Origin of the sequence: Roseicitreum antarcticum (assembly GCF_014681765.1) — a bacterium.
Classification (GTDB): Bacteria; Pseudomonadota; Alphaproteobacteria; order Rhodobacterales; family Rhodobacteraceae; genus Roseicitreum; species Roseicitreum antarcticum.
Window position 1 is genome coordinate 1,124,713 of sequence record NZ_CP061498.1, and the last position, 21,324, is coordinate 1,146,036.

At 64.5% G+C, this 21,324-nt stretch carries 20 protein-coding genes and 1 pseudogene; 14 read left to right on the forward strand and 7 right to left on the reverse strand.

The genetic code is table 11. The annotated features are described in order from the left end of the window. Positions 1-50: 50 nt before the first annotated feature. The 5 genes and pseudogenes from ureC (at position 51) to ureG (ending at position 4,235) form a co-directional block, all read left to right on the forward strand. Positions 51-1,757 (forward strand): urease subunit alpha, encoded by a 1,707-nt coding sequence (gene ureC / locus H9529_RS05445; RefSeq protein ID WP_092890678.1) that lies wholly within the window; start codon positions 51-53, stop codon positions 1,755-1,757. A 127-nt stretch (positions 1,758-1,884) separates the two neighbouring features. Next, complete coding sequence (locus H9529_RS05450; protein WP_092890681.1) at positions 1,885-2,109, forward strand: hypothetical protein; 225 nt, start codon at positions 1,885-1,887, stop codon at positions 2,107-2,109. A 34-nt stretch (positions 2,110-2,143) separates the two neighbouring features. Beyond that, positions 2,144-2,677, forward strand: a pseudogene (locus H9529_RS05455) (urease accessory protein UreE); the annotation flags it as partial. A 284-nt stretch (positions 2,678-2,961) separates the two neighbouring features. After that, positions 2,962-3,624, forward strand: a complete 663-nt coding sequence (locus tag H9529_RS05460) for an urease accessory protein UreF (RefSeq protein WP_397544900.1) — start codon at positions 2,962-2,964, stop codon at positions 3,622-3,624. Further along, on the forward strand, positions 3,621-4,235 hold the full coding sequence (gene ureG, locus H9529_RS05465; RefSeq protein ID WP_092890690.1) for an urease accessory protein UreG: 615 nt from the start codon (positions 3,621-3,623) through the stop codon (positions 4,233-4,235). Before H9529_RS05460 ends, ureG begins: the two co-directional genes overlap by 4 nt. Positions 4,236-4,652: 417 nt before the next feature. On the opposite strand, the gene H9529_RS05470 is transcribed toward ureG, so the two are convergent. From H9529_RS05470 to H9529_RS05480, 3 genes are read right to left on the reverse strand one after another with little or no spacing between them, the layout of a single operon-like run. Next, positions 4,653-5,720 carry a TRAP transporter substrate-binding protein gene (locus tag H9529_RS05470; RefSeq protein WP_092890693.1) on the reverse strand — a complete coding sequence of 356 codons (1,068 nt, stop codon included), beginning with the start codon at positions 5,718-5,720 and terminating at the stop codon, positions 4,653-4,655. 23 nt (positions 5,721-5,743) lie between these two features. Further along, positions 5,744-7,285: a TRAP transporter large permease gene (locus H9529_RS05475; RefSeq protein ID WP_092890696.1), complete on the reverse strand. Its 1,542-nt coding sequence runs from the start codon at positions 7,283-7,285 to the stop codon at positions 5,744-5,746. Next, complete coding sequence (locus H9529_RS05480; RefSeq protein WP_092890699.1) at positions 7,282-7,869, reverse strand: TRAP transporter small permease subunit; 588 nt, start codon at positions 7,867-7,869, stop codon at positions 7,282-7,284. The genes H9529_RS05475 and H9529_RS05480 overlap by 4 nt, the downstream gene beginning before the upstream one ends. 556 nt (positions 7,870-8,425) lie before the next feature. On the opposite strand from H9529_RS05480, the gene H9529_RS05485 reads away from it, so the two are divergent. The 6 genes from H9529_RS05485 to lexA all read left to right on the forward strand — a co-directional run bounded on the left by H9529_RS05485 (position 8,426) and on the right by lexA (position 13,366). Continuing rightward, entirely contained in the window at positions 8,426-9,007 is a 582-nt protein-coding gene (locus H9529_RS05485) for an anthranilate synthase component II (RefSeq protein WP_092890702.1), read from the forward strand. Further along, positions 9,004-10,041 (forward strand): anthranilate phosphoribosyltransferase, encoded by a 1,038-nt coding sequence (gene trpD, locus H9529_RS05490; protein WP_223814307.1) that lies wholly within the window; start codon positions 9,004-9,006, stop codon positions 10,039-10,041. Before H9529_RS05485 ends, trpD begins: the two co-directional genes overlap by 4 nt. A gap of 85 nt (positions 10,042-10,126) precedes the next feature. Continuing rightward, complete coding sequence (trpC, locus tag H9529_RS05495; protein ID WP_092890707.1) at positions 10,127-10,933, forward strand: indole-3-glycerol phosphate synthase TrpC; 807 nt, start codon at positions 10,127-10,129, stop codon at positions 10,931-10,933. Continuing rightward, the gene (gene moaC, locus H9529_RS05500) at positions 10,934-11,410 is read left to right on the forward strand and encodes a cyclic pyranopterin monophosphate synthase MoaC (RefSeq protein ID WP_092890710.1); all 477 of its coding nucleotides are present in this window, start codon (positions 10,934-10,936) and stop codon (positions 11,408-11,410) included. Further along, positions 11,410-12,582 (forward strand): molybdopterin molybdotransferase MoeA, encoded by a 1,173-nt coding sequence (locus tag H9529_RS05505; RefSeq protein ID WP_092890713.1) that lies wholly within the window; start codon positions 11,410-11,412, stop codon positions 12,580-12,582. The genes moaC and H9529_RS05505 overlap by 1 nt, the downstream gene beginning before the upstream one ends. Before the next feature lie 73 nt (positions 12,583-12,655). Beyond that, complete coding sequence (gene lexA, locus H9529_RS05510; protein WP_092890716.1) at positions 12,656-13,366, forward strand: transcriptional repressor LexA; 711 nt, start codon at positions 12,656-12,658, stop codon at positions 13,364-13,366. On the opposite strand, the gene H9529_RS05515 is transcribed toward lexA, so the two are convergent. Beyond that, positions 13,360-14,262 (reverse strand): LysR family transcriptional regulator, encoded by a 903-nt coding sequence (locus tag H9529_RS05515; RefSeq protein WP_092890719.1) that lies wholly within the window; start codon positions 14,260-14,262, stop codon positions 13,360-13,362. The two genes, lexA and H9529_RS05515, sit on opposite strands and share 7 nt — an antisense overlap. Before the next feature lie 108 nt (positions 14,263-14,370). On the opposite strand from H9529_RS05515, the gene H9529_RS05520 reads away from it, so the two are divergent. Both H9529_RS05520 and fabD read left to right on the forward strand, forming a co-directional pair. Next, entirely contained in the window at positions 14,371-15,870 is a 1,500-nt protein-coding gene (locus H9529_RS05520) for a CoA-acylating methylmalonate-semialdehyde dehydrogenase (RefSeq protein ID WP_092890722.1), read from the forward strand. 103 nt (positions 15,871-15,973) lie between these two features. Continuing rightward, a complete protein-coding gene (gene fabD, locus H9529_RS05525) occupies positions 15,974-16,903 on the forward strand; it encodes an ACP S-malonyltransferase (RefSeq protein WP_092890724.1) in 930 nt (309 codons plus the stop codon). Positions 16,904-17,046: 143 nt separating this feature from the next. On the opposite strand, the gene H9529_RS05530 is transcribed toward fabD, so the two are convergent. Both H9529_RS05530 and guaA read right to left on the reverse strand, forming a co-directional pair. Further along, on the reverse strand, positions 17,047-17,319 hold the full coding sequence (locus H9529_RS05530; protein WP_092890727.1) for a putative quinol monooxygenase: 273 nt from the start codon (positions 17,317-17,319) through the stop codon (positions 17,047-17,049). 4 nt (positions 17,320-17,323) lie between these two features. Continuing rightward, on the reverse strand, positions 17,324-18,889 hold the full coding sequence (guaA, locus tag H9529_RS05535; protein ID WP_092890730.1) for a glutamine-hydrolyzing GMP synthase: 1,566 nt from the start codon (positions 18,887-18,889) through the stop codon (positions 17,324-17,326). 182 nt (positions 18,890-19,071) lie between these two features. Here guaA and H9529_RS05540 point away from each other — a divergent pair, with 182 nt between their 5' ends. Then, positions 19,072-20,616 carry a trimethylamine methyltransferase family protein gene (locus H9529_RS05540; RefSeq protein ID WP_092890732.1) on the forward strand — a complete coding sequence of 515 codons (1,545 nt, stop codon included), beginning with the start codon at positions 19,072-19,074 and terminating at the stop codon, positions 20,614-20,616. Positions 20,617-20,895: 279 nt separating this feature from the next. On the opposite strand, the gene H9529_RS05545 is transcribed toward H9529_RS05540, so the two are convergent. Next, the gene (locus tag H9529_RS05545; RefSeq protein ID WP_176847179.1) at positions 20,896-21,261 is read right to left on the reverse strand and encodes a DUF6477 family protein; all 366 of its coding nucleotides are present in this window, start codon (positions 21,259-21,261) and stop codon (positions 20,896-20,898) included. Between the last annotated feature and the right edge of the window lie 63 nt (positions 21,262-21,324).

Here is a 21,324-nt window from a genome sequence, read left to right on the forward strand (position 1 = left end):
TGACCCGGGCATCATCTTCGCCCACACCCAGTATCAAGGGAACCGACCAGATGCCCACACAGATCTCACGCGCCACCTATGCCGATATGTATGGCCCCACCACCGGTGATCGTGTGCGGCTGGGCGATACCGATCTGATCATCGAGGTGGAACGCGATTTCACCACCTACGGCGAAGAAGTAAAATTCGGCGGCGGCAAGGTCATCCGCGACGGCATGGGCCAGAGCCAGCGCACCCGCGCTGAAGGCATCGCCGATACGGTCATCACCAACGCGCTGATCGTTGACCATACCGGAATCTACAAAGCGGATGTCGGGCTGCGCGACGGCATGATCGCGGCCATCGGCAAGGCGGGCAACCCCGACACCCAGCCGGGCGTGACCATCGTCATCGGCCCGGGCACCGAGATCATCGCCGCCGAGGGGCGTATCCTCACTGCAGGCGGGTTTGACAGCCATATCCACTTCATCTGTCCTCAGCAGATGGAGGATTCACTGCATTCAGGCGTCACCACCTGCATGGGCGGGGGTACCGGCCCTGCACATGGCACGCTGGCCACTACCTGCACCCCCGGGCCATGGCATACCGGACGGATGTTGCAGGCCTTCGACAGCGTGCCGATGAATATCGGGCTGGCGGGCAAGGGCAATGCCAGCCTTCCCGCCCCGCTGCGCGAACAGGTCGCGGGCGGGGCCTGCGCGCTGAAACTGCATGAGGATTGGGGCACCACGCCGGGCACCATCGACAACTGCCTGTCGGTGGCCGACGAGATGGATGTGCAGGTGATGATCCATACCGACACGCTCAACGAATCCGGTTTTGTCGAACATACGCTGAAGGCGATGAAGGGCCGCACCATCCATGCCTTTCATACCGAGGGCGCAGGCGGCGGACATGCGCCTGACATCATCAAGGTCTGCGGGCAACCCAATGTCATCCCCTCGTCGACCAATCCCACGCGACCTTACACCGTCAACACGTTGGAAGAGCATCTGGACATGCTGATGGTCTGCCACCATCTGGACAAGTCGATCCCGGAAGACGTGGCCTTTGCTGAATCCCGCATCCGGCGCGAGACCATTGCTGCGGAAGACATTTTGCATGACCTCGGCGCATTTTCGATCATCGCGTCAGATAGCCAGGCCATGGGCCGTGTGGGCGAGGTCATCATCCGCACATGGCAGACCGCACACAAGATGCGTCAGCAGCGCGGGCGCTTGCCGGAAGAAACCGGCGAGAACGACAATTTCCGGGTGAAACGCTATATTGCGAAATACACCATAAACCCCGCAGTGGCTCAGGGCATCAGCGCGCACATCGGGTCCATCGAAGTTGGCAAGCGCGCCGATCTGGTGCTGTGGAAGCCTGCATTCTTTGGGGCAAAGCCCGAAATGGTGCTGATGGGCGGGTCTATCGTCTGCGCGCAGATGGGGGACCCCAACGGCTCTATCCCCGCGCAGCCGTTCTATACACGCCCCATGTTCGGCGCGATGGGCCGCGCGGTGCATCATTCGACCATCAGCTTTACCTCGGCAGCGGGGGTGGAGGCCGGACTTTACCAGACGCTGGGCCTGAACCGCCCGCTGGTCGCCGTCCAGAACACCCGAAACATCGGCAAAGCCGACATGCGGCTGAACGATTACTGCCCCCAGATCGAGGTTGACCCCGAAACCTATGAGGTACGCGCCGATGGTGTGTTGCTGACCTGCGAACCCGCCGAGACGCTGCCGCTGACGCAACGCTATTTCCTGTTCTGACGCCCCCTTGAGGCCCACGCCATGACCCAGACGCAACCCGGACCCGACAATTCCGCAATAGATAAGTCAGCTAACATGCCCTATTCTATCAGCCATGGGGGGAAGCCACGATATTCAGAGGTTTCCAATGGCATATATCACCAACAACACACAGGCAGCCCGTCCGGCATTTGGCGCGGTACGCGGCTTCTTCGCGAAAATCGGCCAGATGCTGGAGACTTATGCCGAAGTGCGCTCCAAAAGTGCGCTGATCGACTATCTTTACAACCTGTCCGACCCGGAACTGCACGCGTTGGGGATCACCCGCGATACGATTCCGCACGCGGTGTTCAACAACCGTCTGGGTCTCTGACACGCCATCAAAACCTGGCGCAAGGGCGTCGTGCATGACCACGCCCCGTAGCCACGGCCTGCTGCGCGCAGGCAATTACACCGAAGCCGCAGACACCGTGTGCTTGACCTATGACGCGCGCTTCATCCGGCGCAAGAAGCTGGTCAGCGATGGCGGCACGACGTTCCATGTCGATCTGGGTGAAACGGTCAGCCTGAACGACGGAGACGGCTTCACGCTGCAAGATGGACGGGTGATCCGGGTCGTCGCTGCCGAAGAACCGCTGTTGGAGATCACCGGGCCGGGCCTGCCGCGTCTGGCCTGGCACATCGGCAACCGTCACACGCCCTGCCAGATCGGGCCAGACCGGCTGCTGATCCGTGTGGACCATGTTCTGGAACACATGCTGCGCGGGCTTGGCGCCGACATCTGTCCGGTGTCTGAGCCATTCCTGCCCGAGGGCGGCGCCTATGGCCATGGCCGCACGATGGGCCATTCGCATGACGCAGAAGCGCACGCGGCTTCCGAGGGGCATGGGCACAGCCATGCCGAGGCGCACTCTCACAGCCACAACCATACTCATGGCGAAGCGCATGAGCATGGGCATTCCCACGCCGAGGCACATTCGCACGCGGACGGACACGCCCAAAACGACGCGCACGACCATTCACAAGTCGACGCCCCCGTCCACAGTCACCCGCACCGCCACACTTCATGAATCGCCTTGCCGCTGATCTGTCGGATGCGCCCGTGTCGGGCGAGGCGGCGCGCGAAAACCGCGCGGAGGCGCCCATCGCGGGCAGAAATTCCCATGCGCCCGCTGCGGGCGATCCCACCCGAACGCCCGTGTCGGGCCCCCTCCCCCGCACGCCCGTGTCGGGCGATCCAGCCACCGCCAGCGAGGATCTGCTACGCCTCGTGCAATGGCTCTCGCCCGCCTTTCCGCTGGGCAGTTTTGCCTATTCACACGGGCTGGAATGGGCGATTTCCGCCGGGGATGTGACCGACCCGACCAGCCTGTCGGGTTGGCTGTCGGATCTGTTGCGCCACGGCACAGGGCGCAACGATGCCATCCTCTGCGTCCACGCCCTGCGCTCCACCGACAGCGCCCTGCCCGGCCTTGGCGAACTGGCGATGGCCACCGCCACCTGCCGCGAGCGCGCGCAAGAGACCCTGGCCCAAGGACAGGCCTTCTGCCGCACGCTGGCGGCCATCGGTGGGCCAGCCTTGCCCACCACCCTGCCCCTGCCCGTAGCACTGGGTGCTGCGGCGCGCGGCATGGCGTTGCCGCCCGATACCATCGTGACGCAGATGCTGCATGCCTTCACCAGCAATCTGGTGACGGTCGCCGTGCGCTTCGTCCCCCTTGGCCAGACCGATGGGCAGCGCGTGCTGTCGGGACTGCACCCGACCGTGCTGGATGTCGCGGCCGAGGCCACCCACTTCACGCTCGACGACTTGGGGGGCGCCTTTCTGCGCGGCGATCTGGCGGCGATCCACCACGAAACCATGGAAACGAGGATTTTTCAGACATGACCAGCCCCAACGGCCCCCTGCGCATCGGCATCGGCGGCCCTGTCGGCGTCGGCAAGACCACGCTGACCGAAAAGCTGTGCGTGGCGCTACGCGACCGTTTCTCGGTCGCAGTTATCACCAATGACATCTACACGCGCGAGGATGCAGAGTTTCTGATGCGCGCTCAGGCCCTGCCGATGGACCGTATCCGCGGGGTCGAGACCGGCGGTTGCCCGCATACCGCGATCCGCGAGGATGCCAGCATCAACCTTGCCGCCGTGGCAGACCTCAACGCCGCCTTCCCCGATCTAGACATCATTTTCATCGAGTCGGGCGGCGACAATCTGGCCGCGACCTTCTCGCCCGAATTGGCGGACCTGACGATCTATCTGATCGACACCGCCGCCGGGCAGGACATTCCACGCAAGAAGGGGCCGGGCGTTACGCGGTCGGATATTCTGGTCATCAACAAGACCGATCTGGCGCCGCATGTGGGCGTCGACCCCAAGTTGCTGCATTCCGACGCGTTGGCGGCACGCGGTGCGCTGCCCTTCGTGATGGCATCGTTGCGGCATGGGCAGGGTATCGACCAGATCGTCGAATTGATCGTCGATCTTGGCGGGCTGGATTGAGGGCGGGGCCGGCATGCGTCCGGGCACCACAGACCAAACGGGCCCCAATGCCCGAATAGGGCATGAACCCGTCCTTGCACTCCGGTTGTTCAGCCTTGAGGCTGGCAAATGATATTTATGCGCTTTGTGTCGCCAAGGCTGCAAGATGCCCTGTCCAAGTTCCGGTTGGCGGCTCGACGCCGCCCGACGGGCAGGCATTGGCGCCTGTGATGCTGGCTGGCACCACCTTTGTGCAGCATTGTCGGCACGGGCGGGGACGCGCGGTGCTTGTGCTGATCCGCCCGTGCACGACCGCCGTTCAAGGTTCTGTCGGCAATATTGTCCCACCACGACAATGTTCAGTTCACCGCACAAAAGCAAAAAGGGGCGCACCTTGGCAATCCGGTGCGCCCCGGTATTCAGGTCCGGCGCGAAGGCTTAGCCACGCCCTGCCAGATAGCGCTGATCGAAGGCGGCGCTGTAGGGGATTGCCTGCGCGCTGAAAACCTCGATGCTTTCCAGAACGCGGGCGGCATCGGCGCTGGCGCTGCGCTGTTCTTCACGCACCTCATCCCAGGCGGTGCGCATCGCGGCGACCACAGGGTCGGGGAAGGCCAGGAATTCAACGCCTTCCGACGCCATCGTCGCCATGGCCGTGACGTTGAAATAGTCGAACTGCGCCTGCGTCTCCATCGCGGATTGCAGCGATGCCGCCCTGCAAATGGCTTGCAGATCGGCAGGGAGCTCAGCCCAGGCGTCTTTGTTGAACACCACCGCCAGTGCAGCCGAAGGCTCGGCAAAAGCCGGCGTGTAGCATAGGTTGGTGATGCGTTGCAGGCCGAAGGCCTGATCCAACAGCGGGCCAACCCATTCCGCTGCATCCAGCGCCCCCGATTGCAGCGCCTGAAAGATCTCGGTCGCGGGCATCAGAACGGCGTTCACACCCAGCTTGCGCATCATCTCGCCGCCCAGCCCGGCGATGCGCATGTTCAGGCCTTGCAGATCCTCCAGCCCTTCGATGCGCGACTTGAACCAGCCGCCGGACTGCACACCCGAGTTGCCCGAATAGATCGGCAACAGGTTACGTTCGGCATAGATGTCGTCCCAGATCTCCTGCCCGCCGCCCCAACGCAACCAGGCGTAATGCTCGGTAGAGGTCAGGCCGAAGGGCACGCCGGTGAACCAATGCAGCGCGGCGCTTTTTGAGGCGGCATAATAGGGCGTGTTATGGCCGATGGGCACGTTGCCCTGCTGCACGGCGTCTTCGACGGCGAAGGGCGGCACCAGTTCACCAGCGCCGTAAACCGTCAGTTGCATGCGCCCGTCCGACATCTGGCCAACCAGCTCTGCAAAGCGCGTCACGTTGGTGCCGACCCCGGGGGCGGCCTTTGGGAAGCATGACGGCATGTCCCATTGCACGACGCCCTGCGCGACGGCAGGGCTGGCAAGGGTTGCGGCGGCGGCGGTCAGGCCCGCGCCACTGGCAAGGAATGTTCTGCGTTTCATTGGTTGTTCTCTCCTCCGTTGGGTCAGTTCAGAATCAGGTCGGGCAGCCAGGTCGCGATGGATGGTACCGCGATCAGAATCACCAGCGCCAGAAGTTGCAGCATGACAAACGGGAACACACCGCGATAGATCTGCGCGGTACTGATCGTGCGGGGCGCGACGGATCGGTAGTAGAACAGCGCGAATCCGAAAGGTGGCGTCAGAAAGCTGGTTTGAAGGTTCATCGCCAGCAGCACCGCGAACCACACGGGCGAGATGTCGCCGCCCAGCACCGCAGGCCCCAGGAGCGGCACGACAATATAGATGATCTCGACGGCCTCCAAGATGAAGCCCAGCACGAAGACCACCGCCATGACCAGCAAAAGGGCACCCAGCTGCCCGCCCGGCAGGCCCGCCATCAGCGCGCTGACCGTCCGGTCACCGCCAAAGCCGCGAAATACGAGGGCAAGCATCGAGGCCGCGATGACGATGCCAAACACCATACCGGATATGCGCATCGTCTCCATCAGCGCGCCTTGCAACATCCGGCCCTGCCACAGCCGGGCGGCCGCGACCACAACCCCCAAAGCGATCAGCACGGCGGCACCAATCGCGAGCAGCCCCGCCACGCTGTCATGCGTCGCGCGGTCGAAGCCTGCGATGCGCAGGCCCACCAGCGCGAAGGCCGAGAGCCCCGCAATAGCGATCAGCACGCGCGCGGGCATGCGGGCCGCGCCCGAGAACGCCGCCATCAGCAGCGCCCCGACCGCGCCCAGCCCCGCCGCCTCGGTTGCCGTGGCGATCCCCCCGAGGATGGAGCCGAGGACGGCAAGGATCAGCAGCATCGGCGGCAGGAAGGTAAACACCACCTCGCGCAGCGGGACCCGGGCCGCACGCGGCGCGACATGCCCCTTGGCCGGGCGCAGGGTAAAAAGAAGCCACAGCGCATAAAGCCCCACCAGCATCAGCCCCGGCATCAGCGCGCCCGCGAACAGATCAGCGACAGACACCGGCTGCGGCGCGAAATTACCCGCGCGTTGCTGCGCCTCCAGATAGGTATTGCCGATCTGGTCGCCCAGAAGGACCAGCACGATCGACGGCGGGATGATCTGCCCCAGCGTCCCCGAGGCGCAGATCAGCCCGCTGGCCTGCTGCTTGCTGATCCCCGCCTCCAGCATCGGGCGCAGGCTGATGAGCACCAGCATGACCACCGTCGCGCCAATGATCCCGGTAGACGCCGCGATGACCGCGCTGAACAGCAGCACCGCCACCGCCATCCCGCGCGGGCTACCGCCCAGCATGCGCGCCAGCACGCGCAGCATACGCTCGGCCAGTTGCGCGCGCTCCAGAAGCACGCCCATCAGTACGAACAACGGCACTGCCATCAGCAGCGTATTCGTCATCACCCCCCAGACGCGTGCGGGAAACAAGCTGAGGAAGCTGGCGTTGAACAGGTCGAACTGCACCGCGATCACCGCTGTGACCAGCGGCACGCCCGCAATGGCCAGCATGGCGGGAATACCGCTAAGGATCCCGGCGAACAGCGCGACGAACATCGCCACGAGGATCATTTCCTGCGGGCTCATGATGCGGCCCCATCGCGGTGGAGGGCGTCGCGATCATCCGGGCGCTCCGGGACGGGGACAAAAGTTTCAGGTGGGCCGACCTCGGGCGCGTCGGCCACAGGCGTCGGCGGGTTGAGCACCACGGCGACGCCTTGCCAGATCATCATTACTGACGCCAAAGGCAGCACGGACTTTACCAGCCACAGCCCGCCCAGGCCCCCGGGTGTTACGGCCCCTTCGCGGATAGACCAGCTATAGGTCAGATCGTTCCACCCCGCCCAGATGACCAACCCGAAAAGTGGGATCAGGAACAATACCAGCGCCACCGCATCCGCGCCGCGCAAATAGCCGGGCGACAGCCGCTCGGACAGGACCTCGACGCGGACATGGCCGCCGCGCGCAAGGCAGACCGGCACACTGGTGATGACCAGTACCGCAAAAGCATACGCCGCAAGGTCCTGCATCTTGATTGACCCGGTGCCAAAGCCATAGCGCAGCACCACATTGACCAGCACCATCACCACCAGTACCAAAGCTGCGCTGCCGCACGCGATCACGGCGGCGCGGTCCAGGATACGGCTGATCTTCAGGAAAAGGGCGGTCATCCATGCTCCGTCGCGGTAAGGGGGACTGAACCCTCTGCGCAAGGCGGGGTCAAGCGGATTTGGGCAAGGCAGCAACGCCCGCCACGCGACGCCATAGCGGATTTGACCCTGCGGATGCAATGCGCGACGGAGGGTACGAACGCAGCGCGTTCAGGCCACGGGCGAGGGTGGAAGAGCAAGGCGGCACCCTGATGTGGGTGCGGTGCCATCTGCGCGACAAGACGATGGGCCTGGCAGGGCGCCCCACAAAGGACGCGCCGGGAGAGATAGCAGGCGCTGCCAATGCGTCCGGCTCAACCAGCGGACAACCAGAGGCGCGCGCAGGCCCCCCCCTGCGCGGAAGGGAACCCGGGCAAGGCGTACGGAACCCATACCCAGTTCCCGTCCCCCCCCTCAACGCCCGTAAACCGTTTACAGCACGCGCCGGATGCGCGATAACGCAGCGAATATGTGTATGGGCCGGACGGGGGGCGCGGCGGGGACTACGACCCCCGGCCCTCAGTCAATTCATCTCGATGAAACGCCTGAACCAAGGCCAGAACGAAGGGTGCCAGACGTGCTGCTGCTGATAGATAATTACGACAGTTTCACCTATAATCTGGTGCATTATCTGGGCGAGCTGGGGGCGGATGTCAAAGTCCACCGCAACGACGCGCTGGATGTGCAGGCAGCGATGGCGCTGCGGCCTTCGGCCATCCTGCTGTCGCCCGGGCCGTGCGATCCTGATGCGGCGGGCATCTGCCTGCCGCTTACGCTGGCCGCAGCCGAAACGGGCACGCCGCTTCTGGGTGTGTGCCTTGGGCATCAGACCATCGGGCAGGCCTTTGGCGGCAAGGTGGTGCGTGCGCCCGACATCGTGCATGGCAAGATGGGGGCGATCCATCACAACGGTGCGGGGGTCTTCGCGGGCCTCCCGTCGCCCTTCGCTGCCACACGCTATCACAGCCTGATCGTCGACCGCACCACGCTGCCCGATTGTCTGGAGGTCACCGGCTGGCTGGAGGATGGCACCATCATGGGCTTGCGCCACCGCGAATTGCCGATCGAGGGCGTGCAGTTCCACCCCGAATCCATCCGGTCCGAGCACGGGCACCAGATGTTGCAGAACTTCCTGACCCTCGCGAAGGCCCCCGCATGACAGACGGAATGACCCCGAACGATTTGAAACCCCTGATCGCCGCCGCCGCCGACCGCGCGCTGAGCAGTGCCGAGGCCGAGGCAGCCTTCGGCATCCTCTTTGACGGGCAGGCAACCCCGGCGCAGATCGGCGGGTTCTTGATGGCGCTGCGCACCCGGGGCGAAACCGTGGACGAATACACCGCCGCCGCGACTGTCATGCGCGCACGCTGCGTGAAGGTGACCGCCCCGCAAGGCGCGATGGATATCGTGGGCACTGGGGGCGACGGCAAGGGGACGCTGAATATCTCGACCGCGACGGCCTTCGTGGTCGCGGGCGCGGGCGTCGTTGTGGCCAAGCACGGCAACCGCAACCTGTCGTCGAAATCCGGCGCGGCGGATGCGCTGGGGGAAATGGGGATCAACGTGATGGTCGGGGCCGAAGTGGTCGAAGCCGCGCTGCGCGACACCGGCATCGGCTTCATGATGGCCCCCATGCACCACCCCGCGATGCGCCATGTCGGCCCGGTGCGCACCGAGCTGGGTACGCGGACGATCTTCAATATCCTTGGGCCGTTGACCAACCCCGCCGGGGTGAAGCGGCAGCTGACCGGCGCCTTTGCCCCCCACCTTTTGCGCCCCATGGCCGAAGTGCTGGGCAAGCTGGGCTCCGAACGCGCCTGGCTGGTACACGGCGGCGACGGCACAGACGAGCTGTCGATTGCGGGGCCATCGCACGTGGTGGCGCTGGACGCAGGGGAATTGAGCGAATTCACCTTGCATCCTGATGATGCCGGCTTGCCGGTGCATCCGTTCACCGACCTTTTGGGCGGCGCGCCTGCTCAGAACGCCCGTGCCCTGCGCGCGCTCTTGGACGGCGCACCCGGTGCCTACCGCGATGCAGTCCTGCTGAACGCGGCTGCAGCCCTGCTGGTGGCGGGCCGGGCCAACAGCCTGCGCGAGGGCGTGGCCATGGCACGTGACAGCATCGATAGTGGCGCGGCACGTGCAAAGGTACAGGCGCTGGCGGCACTGTCGCCCCTGCCCGCGCCGTGACAGCACCAAGCCGTATTCAGAAGCAATATCAGTGCGCTACGCCCCATAGCTGATGCACCAACAAGCCACAGGAAAGGTGCCGGACATGGCCGACATTCTGGAAAAGATCAAAGCCTACAAGCTGGAAGAAATCGCGGCACGCAAGGCCGCCCGCCCGTTGCACGGGGTCGAGGATGCCGCACACGCCGCCGCAACCCCGCGCGGCTTTGCCCGCGCGCTGAAGGCTGCGGCGCACAAAGGCTATGGCCTGATTGCAGAGATCAAAAAGGCCAGCCCGTCCAAGGGCCTGATCCGCGCCGATTTCGATCCGCCCGCATTGGCGCGCGCCTATGCCACGGGCGGCGCCACCTGCCTGTCGGTGCTGACCGACACGCCCAGTTTTCAGGGCGATGACAGCTACCTGACCGCCGCCCATGCTGCCTGCGATCTACCCTGCCTGCGCAAGGATTTCATCTACGACACCTATCAAGTGGCCGAGGCACGGGCCCTCAATGCCGATTGCATTCTGATCATCATGGCCAGCGTATCGGATGCGCAGGCGGCCGAACTGGAGGCCTGTGCCCAAGGGTGGGGCATGGATGTGCTGATCGAGGTGCACGACGCCGCCGAACTGGAGCGCGCCCTGCGCCTGAGCTCGCCTCTGATCGGGATAAATAACCGCAATCTCAGGACGTTCGACGTCACACTTGATGTTTCGCGTGAACTCTCGCGCAGCGTTCCCGGCGACCGTATCATGGTATCTGAAAGCGGGCTCTACACACCCGCAGATCTGGCCGATATGGCCGCTTGCGGCGCACGTTGCTTCTTGATCGGCGAAAGTCTGATGCGGCAAGCCGATGTGGCAGCCGCGACGCGCGCCATTCTGGCCGATCCCGTCGCAGCGGGGGTGTGAATGGCCGACCTCACGCATTTCGACGCGCAGGGCCAGGCCCATATGGTCGATGTCTCGGCCAAGCATGTGACGGCGCGGGTGGCGGTGGCTGTGGGCGCGGTTGTGATGCAAGCCGACACGCTGGCGCTGGTGCGTGGGGGCAACGCAAAAAAGGGCGACGTGCTGGGTGTGGCGCGGCTGGCGGGGATCATGGGCGCGAAACGCACCGCCGATCTGATCCCGCTGTGCCACCCGTTGCCGATGAGTTCGGTCACCCTCGATCTGACGCCAGACGATGACCTGCCCGGCGTGCAGATCCGCGCCACGGTCAAGACCACTGGCCAGACCGGGGTGGAGATGGAGGCGCTGACGGCGGTCTCGGTCGCCGCACTGACGGTCTACGACATGCTGAAGGCCGCCGATAAGTCGATGCAGATCACCGACATCCGCGTGGTCCTGAAAGATGGTGGAAAATCAGGTCGGTATGAGGCGACGTGATGATCTCGGTTGAAGAGGCACTGCAACTGGTTTTCGCTTTGGTGACGCCGTTGACGTCGGAGAAATGCGCCCTGCGCACGGCATCCGGTCGGGTGATGACCGCGCCCGCCGTGGCCCGGCGCGACCAGCCTCCCTTCGATGCTTCGGCCATGGACGGTTATGCCATCCCCGAAGGCGCGGCGCGGCGCGGCGCATCCTTCACCGTGATCGGTGAAGCGCCCGCCGGGCGCAGCTTTGCGGGCCGGGTCGGCGCGGGCCAGGCGGTGCGCATCTTTACCGGCGCGGCGCTGCCAGAGGGCGCGGGCCATGTGGTCATCCAGGAAAACGTAGAGCGCGTGGGAGACCGCATCACCCTGTCGCACGATACCGGCGACAGCCGCAACATCCGCCCCTGCGGGCAGGATTTCCGCACCGGTGAAAGCCTGCCAGCGCCGCGCCGCCTGCGCCCGGCAGATCTGGGCTTGCTTGCGGCGATGAATGTGGCGCAGGTGACGGTGGCGCGCCGCCCGACCGTGGCGATCATCGCGACGGGAGATGAGCTTGTGATGCCGGGCGAAAAGCCCTCGGCCGACCAGATCATCGCGTCAAACAGCTTCGCTCTTGCCGCGCTGGCGGAGGCCGAAGGGGCCACCGCCCGCCTGCTGCCCATCGCACGCGATACCGAAGCCGATCTGCGCGCCGCACTGGAACTGGCGGCGGACGCCGATGTGATCGTCACCATCGGCGGCGCGTCGGTCGGCGACCATGACCTGGTCGCGCCAGTCACGCAAGCGATGGGGGCCAGCCGCGCATTCTATAAGGTAGCGCTGCGCCCGGGCAAGCCCTTGATGGCCGGGCGGCTGGGTGGCGCGATCCTGCTGGGCCTGCCCGGCAATCCGGTGTCGGCGGTGGTCTGCGCGCATCTGTTCCTGCTGCCGGTGCTGCGTGCCTTGCAGGGGCTGCCCGCCGCCGGCGCGCCAGAGTTGACCGCACCCTTGGGCTGTGACCTGCCTGCCAACGGGCCCCGCGCGCATTACCAGCGCGCCACGGTGAGGAACGGCATCATCACCCCTGCCAACCGACAGGACAGCGCGCTGATCAGGGTGCTTGCGGCGGCCAATGCCCTTCTGATCCAACCCGCCGGTGACGGCCCGCGCCACAAAGGCGAGCAGGTCCCCTACATTGCGATCTGACCGGAACACTTATTGACACATAAGGTGAACACAGATAGAACATGGGGGACATTTGATTGGAGAGCGCCCTCACATGCTGACACGCAAGCAGATCGAACTTCTGGAACTGATCCACACCCGCGTGCAGGCCGATGGCGTGCCCCCGTCGTTTGACGAAATGAAGGATGCGCTCAACCTGCGGTCGAAATCCGGCATCCACCGTCTGATCACCGCGCTTGAAGAACGCGGCTTTATCCGCCGCCTTGCGCACCGCGCCCGCGCGATCGAAGTGTTGAAACTGCCCGAGGCGATGGCGACACCGCGCTTCAGCCCAACCGTTGTCGATGGCGATCTGCCCGATACCCCCGCGTCCCAACCCGCACCCCGCCCCCGCGTGTCTTATGATATCGAGGTGGCGCAGGCGATGTCGCTGCCCGTGATGGGCCGCATCGCTGCTGGTACACCCATCGAAGCGCTTGCGCAGGTGTCGCATACCGTCGCGGTGCCGGGGTCGATGCTGTCGGGCCGGGGCCAGCATTACGCGTTGGAGGTAAAGGGCGATTCCATGATCGAGGCGGGCATCAATGACGGCGATATCGTCGTGATCCGTGAACAAACTACGGCGGACAATGGTGATATCGTCGTGGCGCTGGTCGAAGGGCATGAGGCGACGCTGAAACGCTTTCGGCGGCAGAAAGGCATGATCGCGCTGGAGGCTGCGAACCCCGCCTATGAAACTCGTATTTTGCGCGACGATCAGGTTGAAGTGCAGGGCCGTCTGGTCGGGCTGATCCGCAGCTACTGACCCTGTTCGCGCGCCAATCTTTCCAGCCGCGCAACCTCGCGCCGAAGGCCGGTCGTCAGGGCATCGGCAAAACGGTTCAGCCGCGCCACCTGCCGGTCGTCGGCATGGCGGATCAGGTAGAAGGCGCGGGTCAGGCTGAAAACCTCGGTCAACACGCGCGACACCTCGGGCGCGGAAGGTAGCGCGAAATCGTGCACCACCGCGACGCCCCCACTTTGGCGCACCCAGTTCAGTTGCACTGACACAGAATTTGAGGCCAGCGTCAGACGGTCCAGCCCGGTGGCGGCCAGATAATCCAGTTCCTTGTCGAAAATCATGTCGGGAATATAGCCGATAATGCGGTGGTCGCGCAGCGCAGCCATGTCGGGTAACGGCTGGCGCGCCAGATAATCGCGCGCCGCGGCCAGATGCAGGTGGTAATCGGTGATCTTCTGCACGGTCAGGCGCCCGGCCTCGGGTCGGCTGACGGCGATGGCCATGTCAGCCTCGCGCCGCGACAGGTTGAAGACGCGCGGCAGGGCGACGATCTGCACCTCCAGCCCAGGATTGTCATCACAGATCGCCGCGATCACCTGCGGCAGCAGGTAGTTGGCGCATCCATCCGGTGCGCCGATGCGCAACTGCCCGGTCAGCCCATCCGCAGTGCCGGTCAGCGCGTCACGCGCGCCCGCCATCGCCTGTTCCGCCGCAACCGCATGACCCAGCAGGCGGTGCCCGGCTTCGGTCAGCGCATAACCCTGTGGTGATTTCACGAACAGCCGCTCCGCCAGCCCCTGCTCCAGACGCGCCACCCGACGCCCCACCGTGGCGGGGTCCAGCTTCAGCGCCCGCCCGGCGCGCGACAGGCTGTCCATCCGTGCCACGGCCAGAAAAACCCGCATATCGTCCCAGTCCATCGCCCCACCTTTGCATTCATGCAAAACCCTTTTGAGGAAATCGCCCTTTTCAGCGCATATTTGCAAGGCTAAACTGCGGGCAATTCATCACACTGGAGGAGAGACCAGATGCAAGAACTGACCCATTGGATCAACGGCGCGCACGTCAAAGGCACGTCTGGCCGCTTCGCCGATGTCTTCAACCCCGCCACGGGCGAGGTGCAGGCCCGCGTGCCGCTGGCATCCGCCGAAGAGCTGAACGCGGCCGTACAGGCCGCTTCGGCCGCGCAACCAGCATGGGCCGCCACCAACCCGCAGCGCCGCGCGCGGGTGATGATGGCCTTCGTGCAACTGCTGAACCGCGACATGGACAAACTGGCTGAGGCACTGTCGCGCGAACACGGAAAGACCCTGCCGGATGCCAAGGGCGACATCCAGCGCGGGCTGGAGGTGATCGAATACTGCATCGGTGCGCCGCAACTGCTAAAGGGCGAATTCACCGACGGCGCCGGGCCGGGCATTGACCTCTATTCCATGCGCCAGCCGCTAGGTGTCGCCGCAGGTATTACACCGTTCAACTTCCCAGCCATGATCCCGCTTTGGAAAATGGGTCCGGCGCTGTCTTGCGGTAATGCATTCATCCTCAAACCCTCAGAACGCGCCCCCTCGGTGCCCCTGATGCTGGCCGAACTGCTCAAAGAGGCCGGGCTGCCCGATGGCGTGTTGCAGGTCATCAACGGCGACAAGGAATCGGTCGACGCAATCCTCGACAACGAGACGGTCCAGGCCATTGGCTTTGTCGGATCGACCCCGATTGCGCATTACATCTATTCACGCGGGTGCGCGGCGGGCAAGCGGGTGCAATGCTTTGGCGGTGCCAAGAACCACATGATCATCATGCCCGATGCGGATATGGATCAGGCCGCCGACGCACTGGTGGGCGCGGGCTATGGCGCGGCTGGCGAACGCTGCATGGCGATCTCGGTCGCGGTGCCGGTAGGCGAAAAGACCGCCGATGCCCTGATCGAAAAACTGATCCCGCGGATCGAAAAGCTGAAGGTCGGCCCCTACACGGCTGGCAATGACGTAGACTACGGCCCCGTCGTCGCGCAAGCGGCCAAGGACAACATCGAACGGCTGGTCGAATCTGGCATCGAGCAGGGCGCGAAACTGGTGGTGGACGGACGCGGCTTCAAGCTTCAGGGCTACGAGAACGGCTTTTTCGTCGGTCCGCATCTGTTCGACCACGTCACGCCCGACATGGATATTTACAAGAAGGAAATCTTCGGTCCCGTCCTGTCCACGGTGCGCGCGGGCAGCTATGAAGAGGCGCTGAAACTCGCCATGGACCACGAATATGGCAATGGCACCGCGATCTTCACCCGCGATGGCGACACGGCGCGCGATTTTGCCGCCCGCGTCAATGTGGGCATGGTGGGCATCAACGTGCCCATCCCCGTACCGCTGGCCTATCATACCTTTGGCGGCTGGAAAAAATCGGGGTTTGGCGACCTGAACCAACATGGGCCGGATGCCTTCCGCTTCTACACCCGCACCAAAACCGTCACCTCGCGCTGGCCCTCGGGGCTGAAAGAGGGCGGCGAGTTCCACTTCAAGGCGATGGACTGAACGTTCATGACGGGGGGCCGCGCGCGCCCCGTTTGCCACTGATGTTGCGCCGTGCCGCGCAACCCGCTATCCCTGCCGCACCATTGTGAACAGGGGCATAGGCATGAGCAAAGCATTCGTTTTTCCCGGTCAGGGCGCGCAGACCATCGGCATGGGGCGTGAGTTGGCGGTGACCTATCCCGCCGCCCGCGCCGTCTTCGACGAGGTCGATGAGGCATTGGGGGAAAAGCTGTCAGACCTGATCTGGAACGGCAGCGCCGATGACCTGACGATGACCGCCAATGCCCAGCCCGCGCTGATGGCGATGTCGCTGGCCACCCTGCGCGCGATGGAGGCCGAGGGCGTGTCGGTGACCGACGCGGCCTTTGTCGCGGGCCATTCGTTGGGTGAATACTCCGCGCTGGCCGCCGCCGGGGCGCTCAGCATTGCCGATACCGCGCGTCTGCTGCGGATCAGGGGCCGGGCGATGCAAGATGCCGTGCCGGTGGGCGTGGGGGCCATGGCGGCGATTCTGGGCCTGGATCTGGACACGGTGCGCGCCGTGGCGGCCGAGGCAGCGCAGGGTCAGGTCTGCGCGGCGGCCAATGACAACGACCCCGCGCAGATCGTGGTGTCGGGCGACAAGGATGCAGTGGAACGCGCGGCGGAACTGGCAAAAGCGCGCGGCGCAAAACGGGCGCTGATGCTGCCGGTCTCTGCCCCTTTCCATTGTGCGCTGATGCAGCCCGCAGCCGAAGTCATGCAAAGCGCGCTGGCGCAAGTAACGCTGCACGCGCCAGTGGTGCCGCTGATCGCCAATGTCCGTGCCGCGCCGGTGACAGACCCCGAGGAAATCCGGGCACTGCTTGTCGAACAGGTCACCGGCGCTGTGCGCTGGCGTGAGTCGGTGACATGGATGGCACAACAGGGCGTGACCGAGTTCTGGGAGATCGGCGCGGGCAAGGCGCTGTCGGGCATGATCAAACGCATCGCCAAGGGCGCGGAAACCCGCGCTTTCGCCACGCCTGCTGATATTGCCGGGCTGACAGGGTAAACGGGCCGGTAGGCCTTCGTTTTCGACAAGTACACAAAATAAGGGGGGCAGCGTCTGACGCTGCCCCCCTTATTCAGATCGGTTGAAGCGCCACGGCGCACAGCGCGTACGTTGGTTCCCAATGGGAACAACGCCGCCGCCTGTCAGCCCTCGGACAATTTGAAATCGCGCTGGATGCCCGCCGTCTCGCGCGCCCAGTCGCTGGCTTTGGTGCGGGTCTGATGCGCCTCGAATGCAGCGCGATCTTCAAATGCCTCATCCACCTGCCAGACCAGCGGGTCTTCGCCCGGAACTGCGGTGAATGCGATGCACCCCGGCTCGGCGTTTGTCAGGCGAATGTGTTCGGGCAGATGCGCGCGCACCAATTCGGCCTCTGCCTCTGTTGCGCAGATCAGTTTTCCGGTCAGGGTAATCATAAGGTCACTCCCATTCAATCGTGCCGGGGGGTTTGGAGGTGATGTCATAGGTGCAGCGGTTGATGCCCGGCACTTCATTGATGATCCGCGTCGCGGTCTCGCCCAGAAAATCATGGCTGAACGGGTAGTAATCCGCCGTCATCCCATCAACCGACGTCACCGCACGCAACGCGCACGCAAAGTCATAGGTGCGCCCGTCGCCCATCACGCCCACGGTACGCACCGGCAGCAGCGCAACGAAGGCCTGCCAGATGTCATCGTAGAGCCCATGCTTGCGGATCTGGTCGATGAAAACGGCATCAGCGCGGCGCAGGATTTCCAGCTTCTCACGCGTGATCTCGCCGGGGCAGCGGATGGCCAGCCCGGGACCGGGGAAAGGGTGGCGCCCGATGAAGCTTTCCGGCAGGCCCAGTTCACGCCCCAGCGCCCGGACTTCATCCTTGAACAACTCGCGCAGAGGTTCGACCAGCTTCATGCCCATCTTTTCAGGCAGGCCACCGACATTGTGGTGCGATTTGATCGTCACCGACGGCCCACCGCTGAAAGAGACCGATTCAATCACATCGGGGTAGAGCGTGCCCTGCGCCAGAAAATCCGCGCCGCCAATGGACTTCGCGTGTTTCTCGAACACTTCGATGAACAGACGGCCGATGGTCTTGCGCTTGATCTCGGGGTCGGAGACCCCCTCCAGCGCGTCGATGAACAGGTCGGATTCATCGGCATGGATCAGCGGAATGTTGTATTTATCGCGGAACATGCCCACGACCTGCTCGGATTCGTTCAGACGCATCAGACCGTGATCGACATAAACACAGGTCAGCTGGTCGCCGATCGCCTCATGGATCAGCACGGCGGCGACGGAGCTGTCCACCCCACCCGACAGCCCACAGATCACGCGGGCATCGCCCACCTGTTCGCGGATCTTGGCAATCGCCTGTTCACGGTAGGCATCCATGGTCCAGTCGCCCTTGAAGCCCGCCAACCGCACGAAATTTGCGTAAAGCTGCGCGCCCTTCGGGGTGTGGTGCACCTCGGGGTGGAATTGCACGGCGTAAAACTGGCGCGCCACATCGGCGGTGATGGCAAAAGGTGCGTGTGGCGAGGTGCCGTAGACGCTGAAACCGGGGGCCAGGCGCGACACATGATCGCCATGGCTCATCCAGACCTGTTCGCGGCCCAAATCGAACCAGCCGTCGAGCAAAGTCAGCGCCTCGCTGGTGGGGGACACGAAGGCACGGCCGAATTCCGCAGTGCCATGCCCGCGTTCCACCAGACCGCCCAGGCAATGCGTCATCACCTGCTGGCCGTAGCATATCCCCAGCACCGGCACGCCAAGCGTGAAGACTGATTGCGGCGGCATCGGCGCCCCATCCGCAAAGACCGAAGCCGGGCCGCCCGACAAGATCACGGCGCGCGGCGCGAAATCCGCCAGAAACGCGTCGGTGACGTTCTGGAACGGATGGATCTCGCAATAGACATTCAGCTCGCGCAAGCGGCGCGCTATCAGCTGCGTCACCTGCGAGCCGAAATCAATGATCAGAAGGCGGTCGTGTTGGGCATCATGTGTCATGACTTTGCATTAGGCCGCGCCCGCGCCCAAGGCAAGAGGGGCCACGCCGGAATCACGCCTCTTGAAATGTCGTTTTGCACCCAGACAGTGGCGCAAACCGTCGGCATGGCGCGCGCGACTGCGCTAAACAAAACGACAGGCAGGCCGCGCAATGCGGACCGGCGCGGAAAAAGGGTGTGGGCATGTCGGACGGATCAGCGGGACGTAGGGCGCGGGGCGGCGGCGGGGCGGCACGGCGGGCCGAACGCACCGCGGTCAGCATTGAGACCGCGCGCTACATCAGCCGAAACATTCCGAACTATGAGGTGCTGACGCCAGAGGCACTGGAAATCATCGAGACCAATGCCGAAACCCTGCTGGCCGAGATCGGTGTGAATTTCACGGACAACCCCGCCGCGCTGCAGGTCTGGCGTGATGCAGGCGCGGATGTGCAGGGCGAGCGGGTGCGCATCCCGCGCGGGCTGGCGCGCACGCTTTGCGCGACCGCACCCGGAACCTTCACTCAGCATGCCCGCAACCCAGCCAGGAATGTCGAAATCGGCGGGCGCAACCTGGTGCTGGCCCCGGTTTACGGCCCGCCCTTCGTGCGGGATCTGGCGGGGGGACGGCGCTATGCCACCATCGCGGATTTCCGGAACTTCGTGCGGCTGGGCTACATGTCGAAATGGCTGCACCATTCAGGTGGCACGGTATGCGAACCCACCGATGTGGCGGTGAACAAGCGCCATCTGGACATGTTGCTGGCCCATATGACGCTATCGGACAAGCCCTTCATGGGCTCGGTCACCGAACCGAGCCGTGCGGCGGATTCGGTTGAGATGTGCGAGATCCTGTTCGGCGTCGATTTCATGCGCGAGCACACCGTGATGACGAGCCTCATCAACGTGAACTCGCCCATGACGTTCGACGGTGTGATGATGGGCGCGCTGGAAATCTACGCCCGCGCCGGGCAGGCCTGCATCCTGTCTCCCTTCATCGTGGGCGGCGCGATGGCCCCCACCACAGTGGCGGGCACGTTGACGCAAGTGCTGGCCGAGGTTCTGGCGGGCGTAGCCTACAGCCAGTTGATACGCCCCGGCGCGCCCATGATTTTCGGGGCGTTTGTCACCTCGATCGACATGAATTCGGGCGCCCCAACCTTCGGAACGCCCGAGGCCGCGCTGATTACCTATGGGGCGGGTCAACTGGCGCGGCGGCTAGGTCTGCCCTACCGGTCATCGGGGGCGTTTTGCGGATCGAAACTGCCGGATGCACAGGCCGCCTATGAGACGGCAAATTCGCTGAACATGGGCCTGCTGTCAGGCGTGAACTTCATGCTGCACGCCTGCGGCTGGCTGGAGGGCGGGCTGGTCGCCAGCTTCGAGAAATTCGTGATGGATGCGGACCAGTTGGGCGCGCTCCACCATCTGGCACGCGGCGTGGATATGTCGGAAAATGGTCAGGCCATGGATGCGATTGCCGAGGTCGGACCCGGCGGGCATTACCTGGGCTGCGCGCATACACAGGCCAATTTCAAGGACGCCTTCTGGCGTAGCGACCTTCTGGACTACAAACCGTTCGAGACCTGGGAAGACCAGGGCGCGCGCGACACTCAGGTGCTGGCGGCGGCGCGGGTGGCGAAGATGCTGGGCGATTACCAACAACCTCCGCTGGACGAAGGCATTCACCAGGCCCTGATCGACTTTGTCGCACGCAAGAAAGAAGCAGAGCCAGACGCCTTCGGTTAGAGGTCGGACGCGTGCTGCGAAGGCCGTATGCAAACGGGTCTGACCCGTTGGTGGCACATGCCTGGGCGCAGCGACTCGGCGACCAAGGACCGCAAAGCGTCACAGGGCGCAGCCAGCCGACTGGACGCAGCAGACTGCGGGCAGCGGCTTGGATGCAAGGACATCGCCGCGCGCGGGTTGAAGGCCCCGGGTGTCAGGAAACGGGGCGGCCTGCCCTGCCCTCTTGATTGCGCGGGGACTGGAAGTGGAAATCCATTGTCCACGATATTTCGGCCTGCGTCAGCCCCCCACCGCGCGCCGCATCGCGGGTGCCGCCACGCGGTCCCGCGCCGCGCAGAGCGCAACCACATTGTCGACCGCACCATATGCAACCTGCCATTCGGCCAGCAGTGCCGTCAGCACCGCAACGTGACGCGCAGGTCGGTAGGCCGCGTCATGGGCGACGCGCAGCCCTTCCAGCATCGCCTCCAGCACTACCAACTGGTCCACCGCCGCGCGCGCATCGGGCAACGCCGTCATGACACCGCAGCGGAGGGCCTGCCGCAGATCCCGTGTGCGGGCATAGTCAGCAAGCCCAAAGCGGGCGGCAGTGATCAGCAACCGGGGACGGTGCAGGGTTGCAAGGTCGATAGGCGCGGTGGTCATCGGTGATCTCCTGTTTGCTCTCAGGACATCATCGCACAACCCGCACGCGTGTTGCGTCAGCCC

Excerpts from the sequence above, each read along its gene's own strand:
- ureC (WP_092890678.1), top strand. The coding sequence starts at position 51 with ATGCCCACACAGATCTCACGCGCCACCTATGCCGATATGTATGGCCCC.
- H9529_RS05450 (WP_092890681.1), top strand. The coding sequence starts at position 1,885 with ATGGCATATATCACCAACAACACACAGGCAGCCCGTCCGGCATTTGGC.
- ureG (WP_092890690.1), top strand. The coding sequence starts at position 3,621 with ATGACCAGCCCCAACGGCCCCCTGCGCATCGGCATCGGCGGCCCTGTC.
- H9529_RS05470 (WP_092890693.1), bottom strand. The coding sequence starts at position 5,720 with ATGAAACGCAGAACATTCCTTGCCAGTGGCGCGGGCCTGACCGCCGCC.
- H9529_RS05475 (WP_092890696.1), bottom strand. The coding sequence starts at position 7,285 with ATGAGCCCGCAGGAAATGATCCTCGTGGCGATGTTCGTCGCGCTGTTC.
- H9529_RS05480 (WP_092890699.1), bottom strand. The coding sequence starts at position 7,869 with ATGACCGCCCTTTTCCTGAAGATCAGCCGTATCCTGGACCGCGCCGCC.
- trpD (WP_223814307.1), top strand. The coding sequence starts at position 9,004 with ATGACAGACGGAATGACCCCGAACGATTTGAAACCCCTGATCGCCGCC.
- trpC (WP_092890707.1), top strand. The coding sequence starts at position 10,127 with ATGGCCGACATTCTGGAAAAGATCAAAGCCTACAAGCTGGAAGAAATC.
- moaC (WP_092890710.1), top strand. The coding sequence starts at position 10,934 with ATGGCCGACCTCACGCATTTCGACGCGCAGGGCCAGGCCCATATGGTC.
- H9529_RS05505 (WP_092890713.1), top strand. The coding sequence starts at position 11,410 with ATGATCTCGGTTGAAGAGGCACTGCAACTGGTTTTCGCTTTGGTGACG.
- lexA (WP_092890716.1), top strand. The coding sequence starts at position 12,656 with ATGCTGACACGCAAGCAGATCGAACTTCTGGAACTGATCCACACCCGC.
- H9529_RS05515 (WP_092890719.1), bottom strand. The coding sequence starts at position 14,262 with ATGGACTGGGACGATATGCGGGTTTTTCTGGCCGTGGCACGGATGGAC.
- H9529_RS05520 (WP_092890722.1), top strand. The coding sequence starts at position 14,371 with ATGCAAGAACTGACCCATTGGATCAACGGCGCGCACGTCAAAGGCACG.
- fabD (WP_092890724.1), top strand. The coding sequence starts at position 15,974 with ATGAGCAAAGCATTCGTTTTTCCCGGTCAGGGCGCGCAGACCATCGGC.
- H9529_RS05530 (WP_092890727.1), bottom strand. The coding sequence starts at position 17,319 with ATGATTACCCTGACCGGAAAACTGATCTGCGCAACAGAGGCAGAGGCC.
- guaA (WP_092890730.1), bottom strand. The coding sequence starts at position 18,889 with ATGACACATGATGCCCAACACGACCGCCTTCTGATCATTGATTTCGGC.
- H9529_RS05540 (WP_092890732.1), top strand. The coding sequence starts at position 19,072 with ATGTCGGACGGATCAGCGGGACGTAGGGCGCGGGGCGGCGGCGGGGCG.
- H9529_RS05545 (WP_176847179.1), bottom strand. The coding sequence starts at position 21,261 with ATGACCACCGCGCCTATCGACCTTGCAACCCTGCACCGTCCCCGGTTG.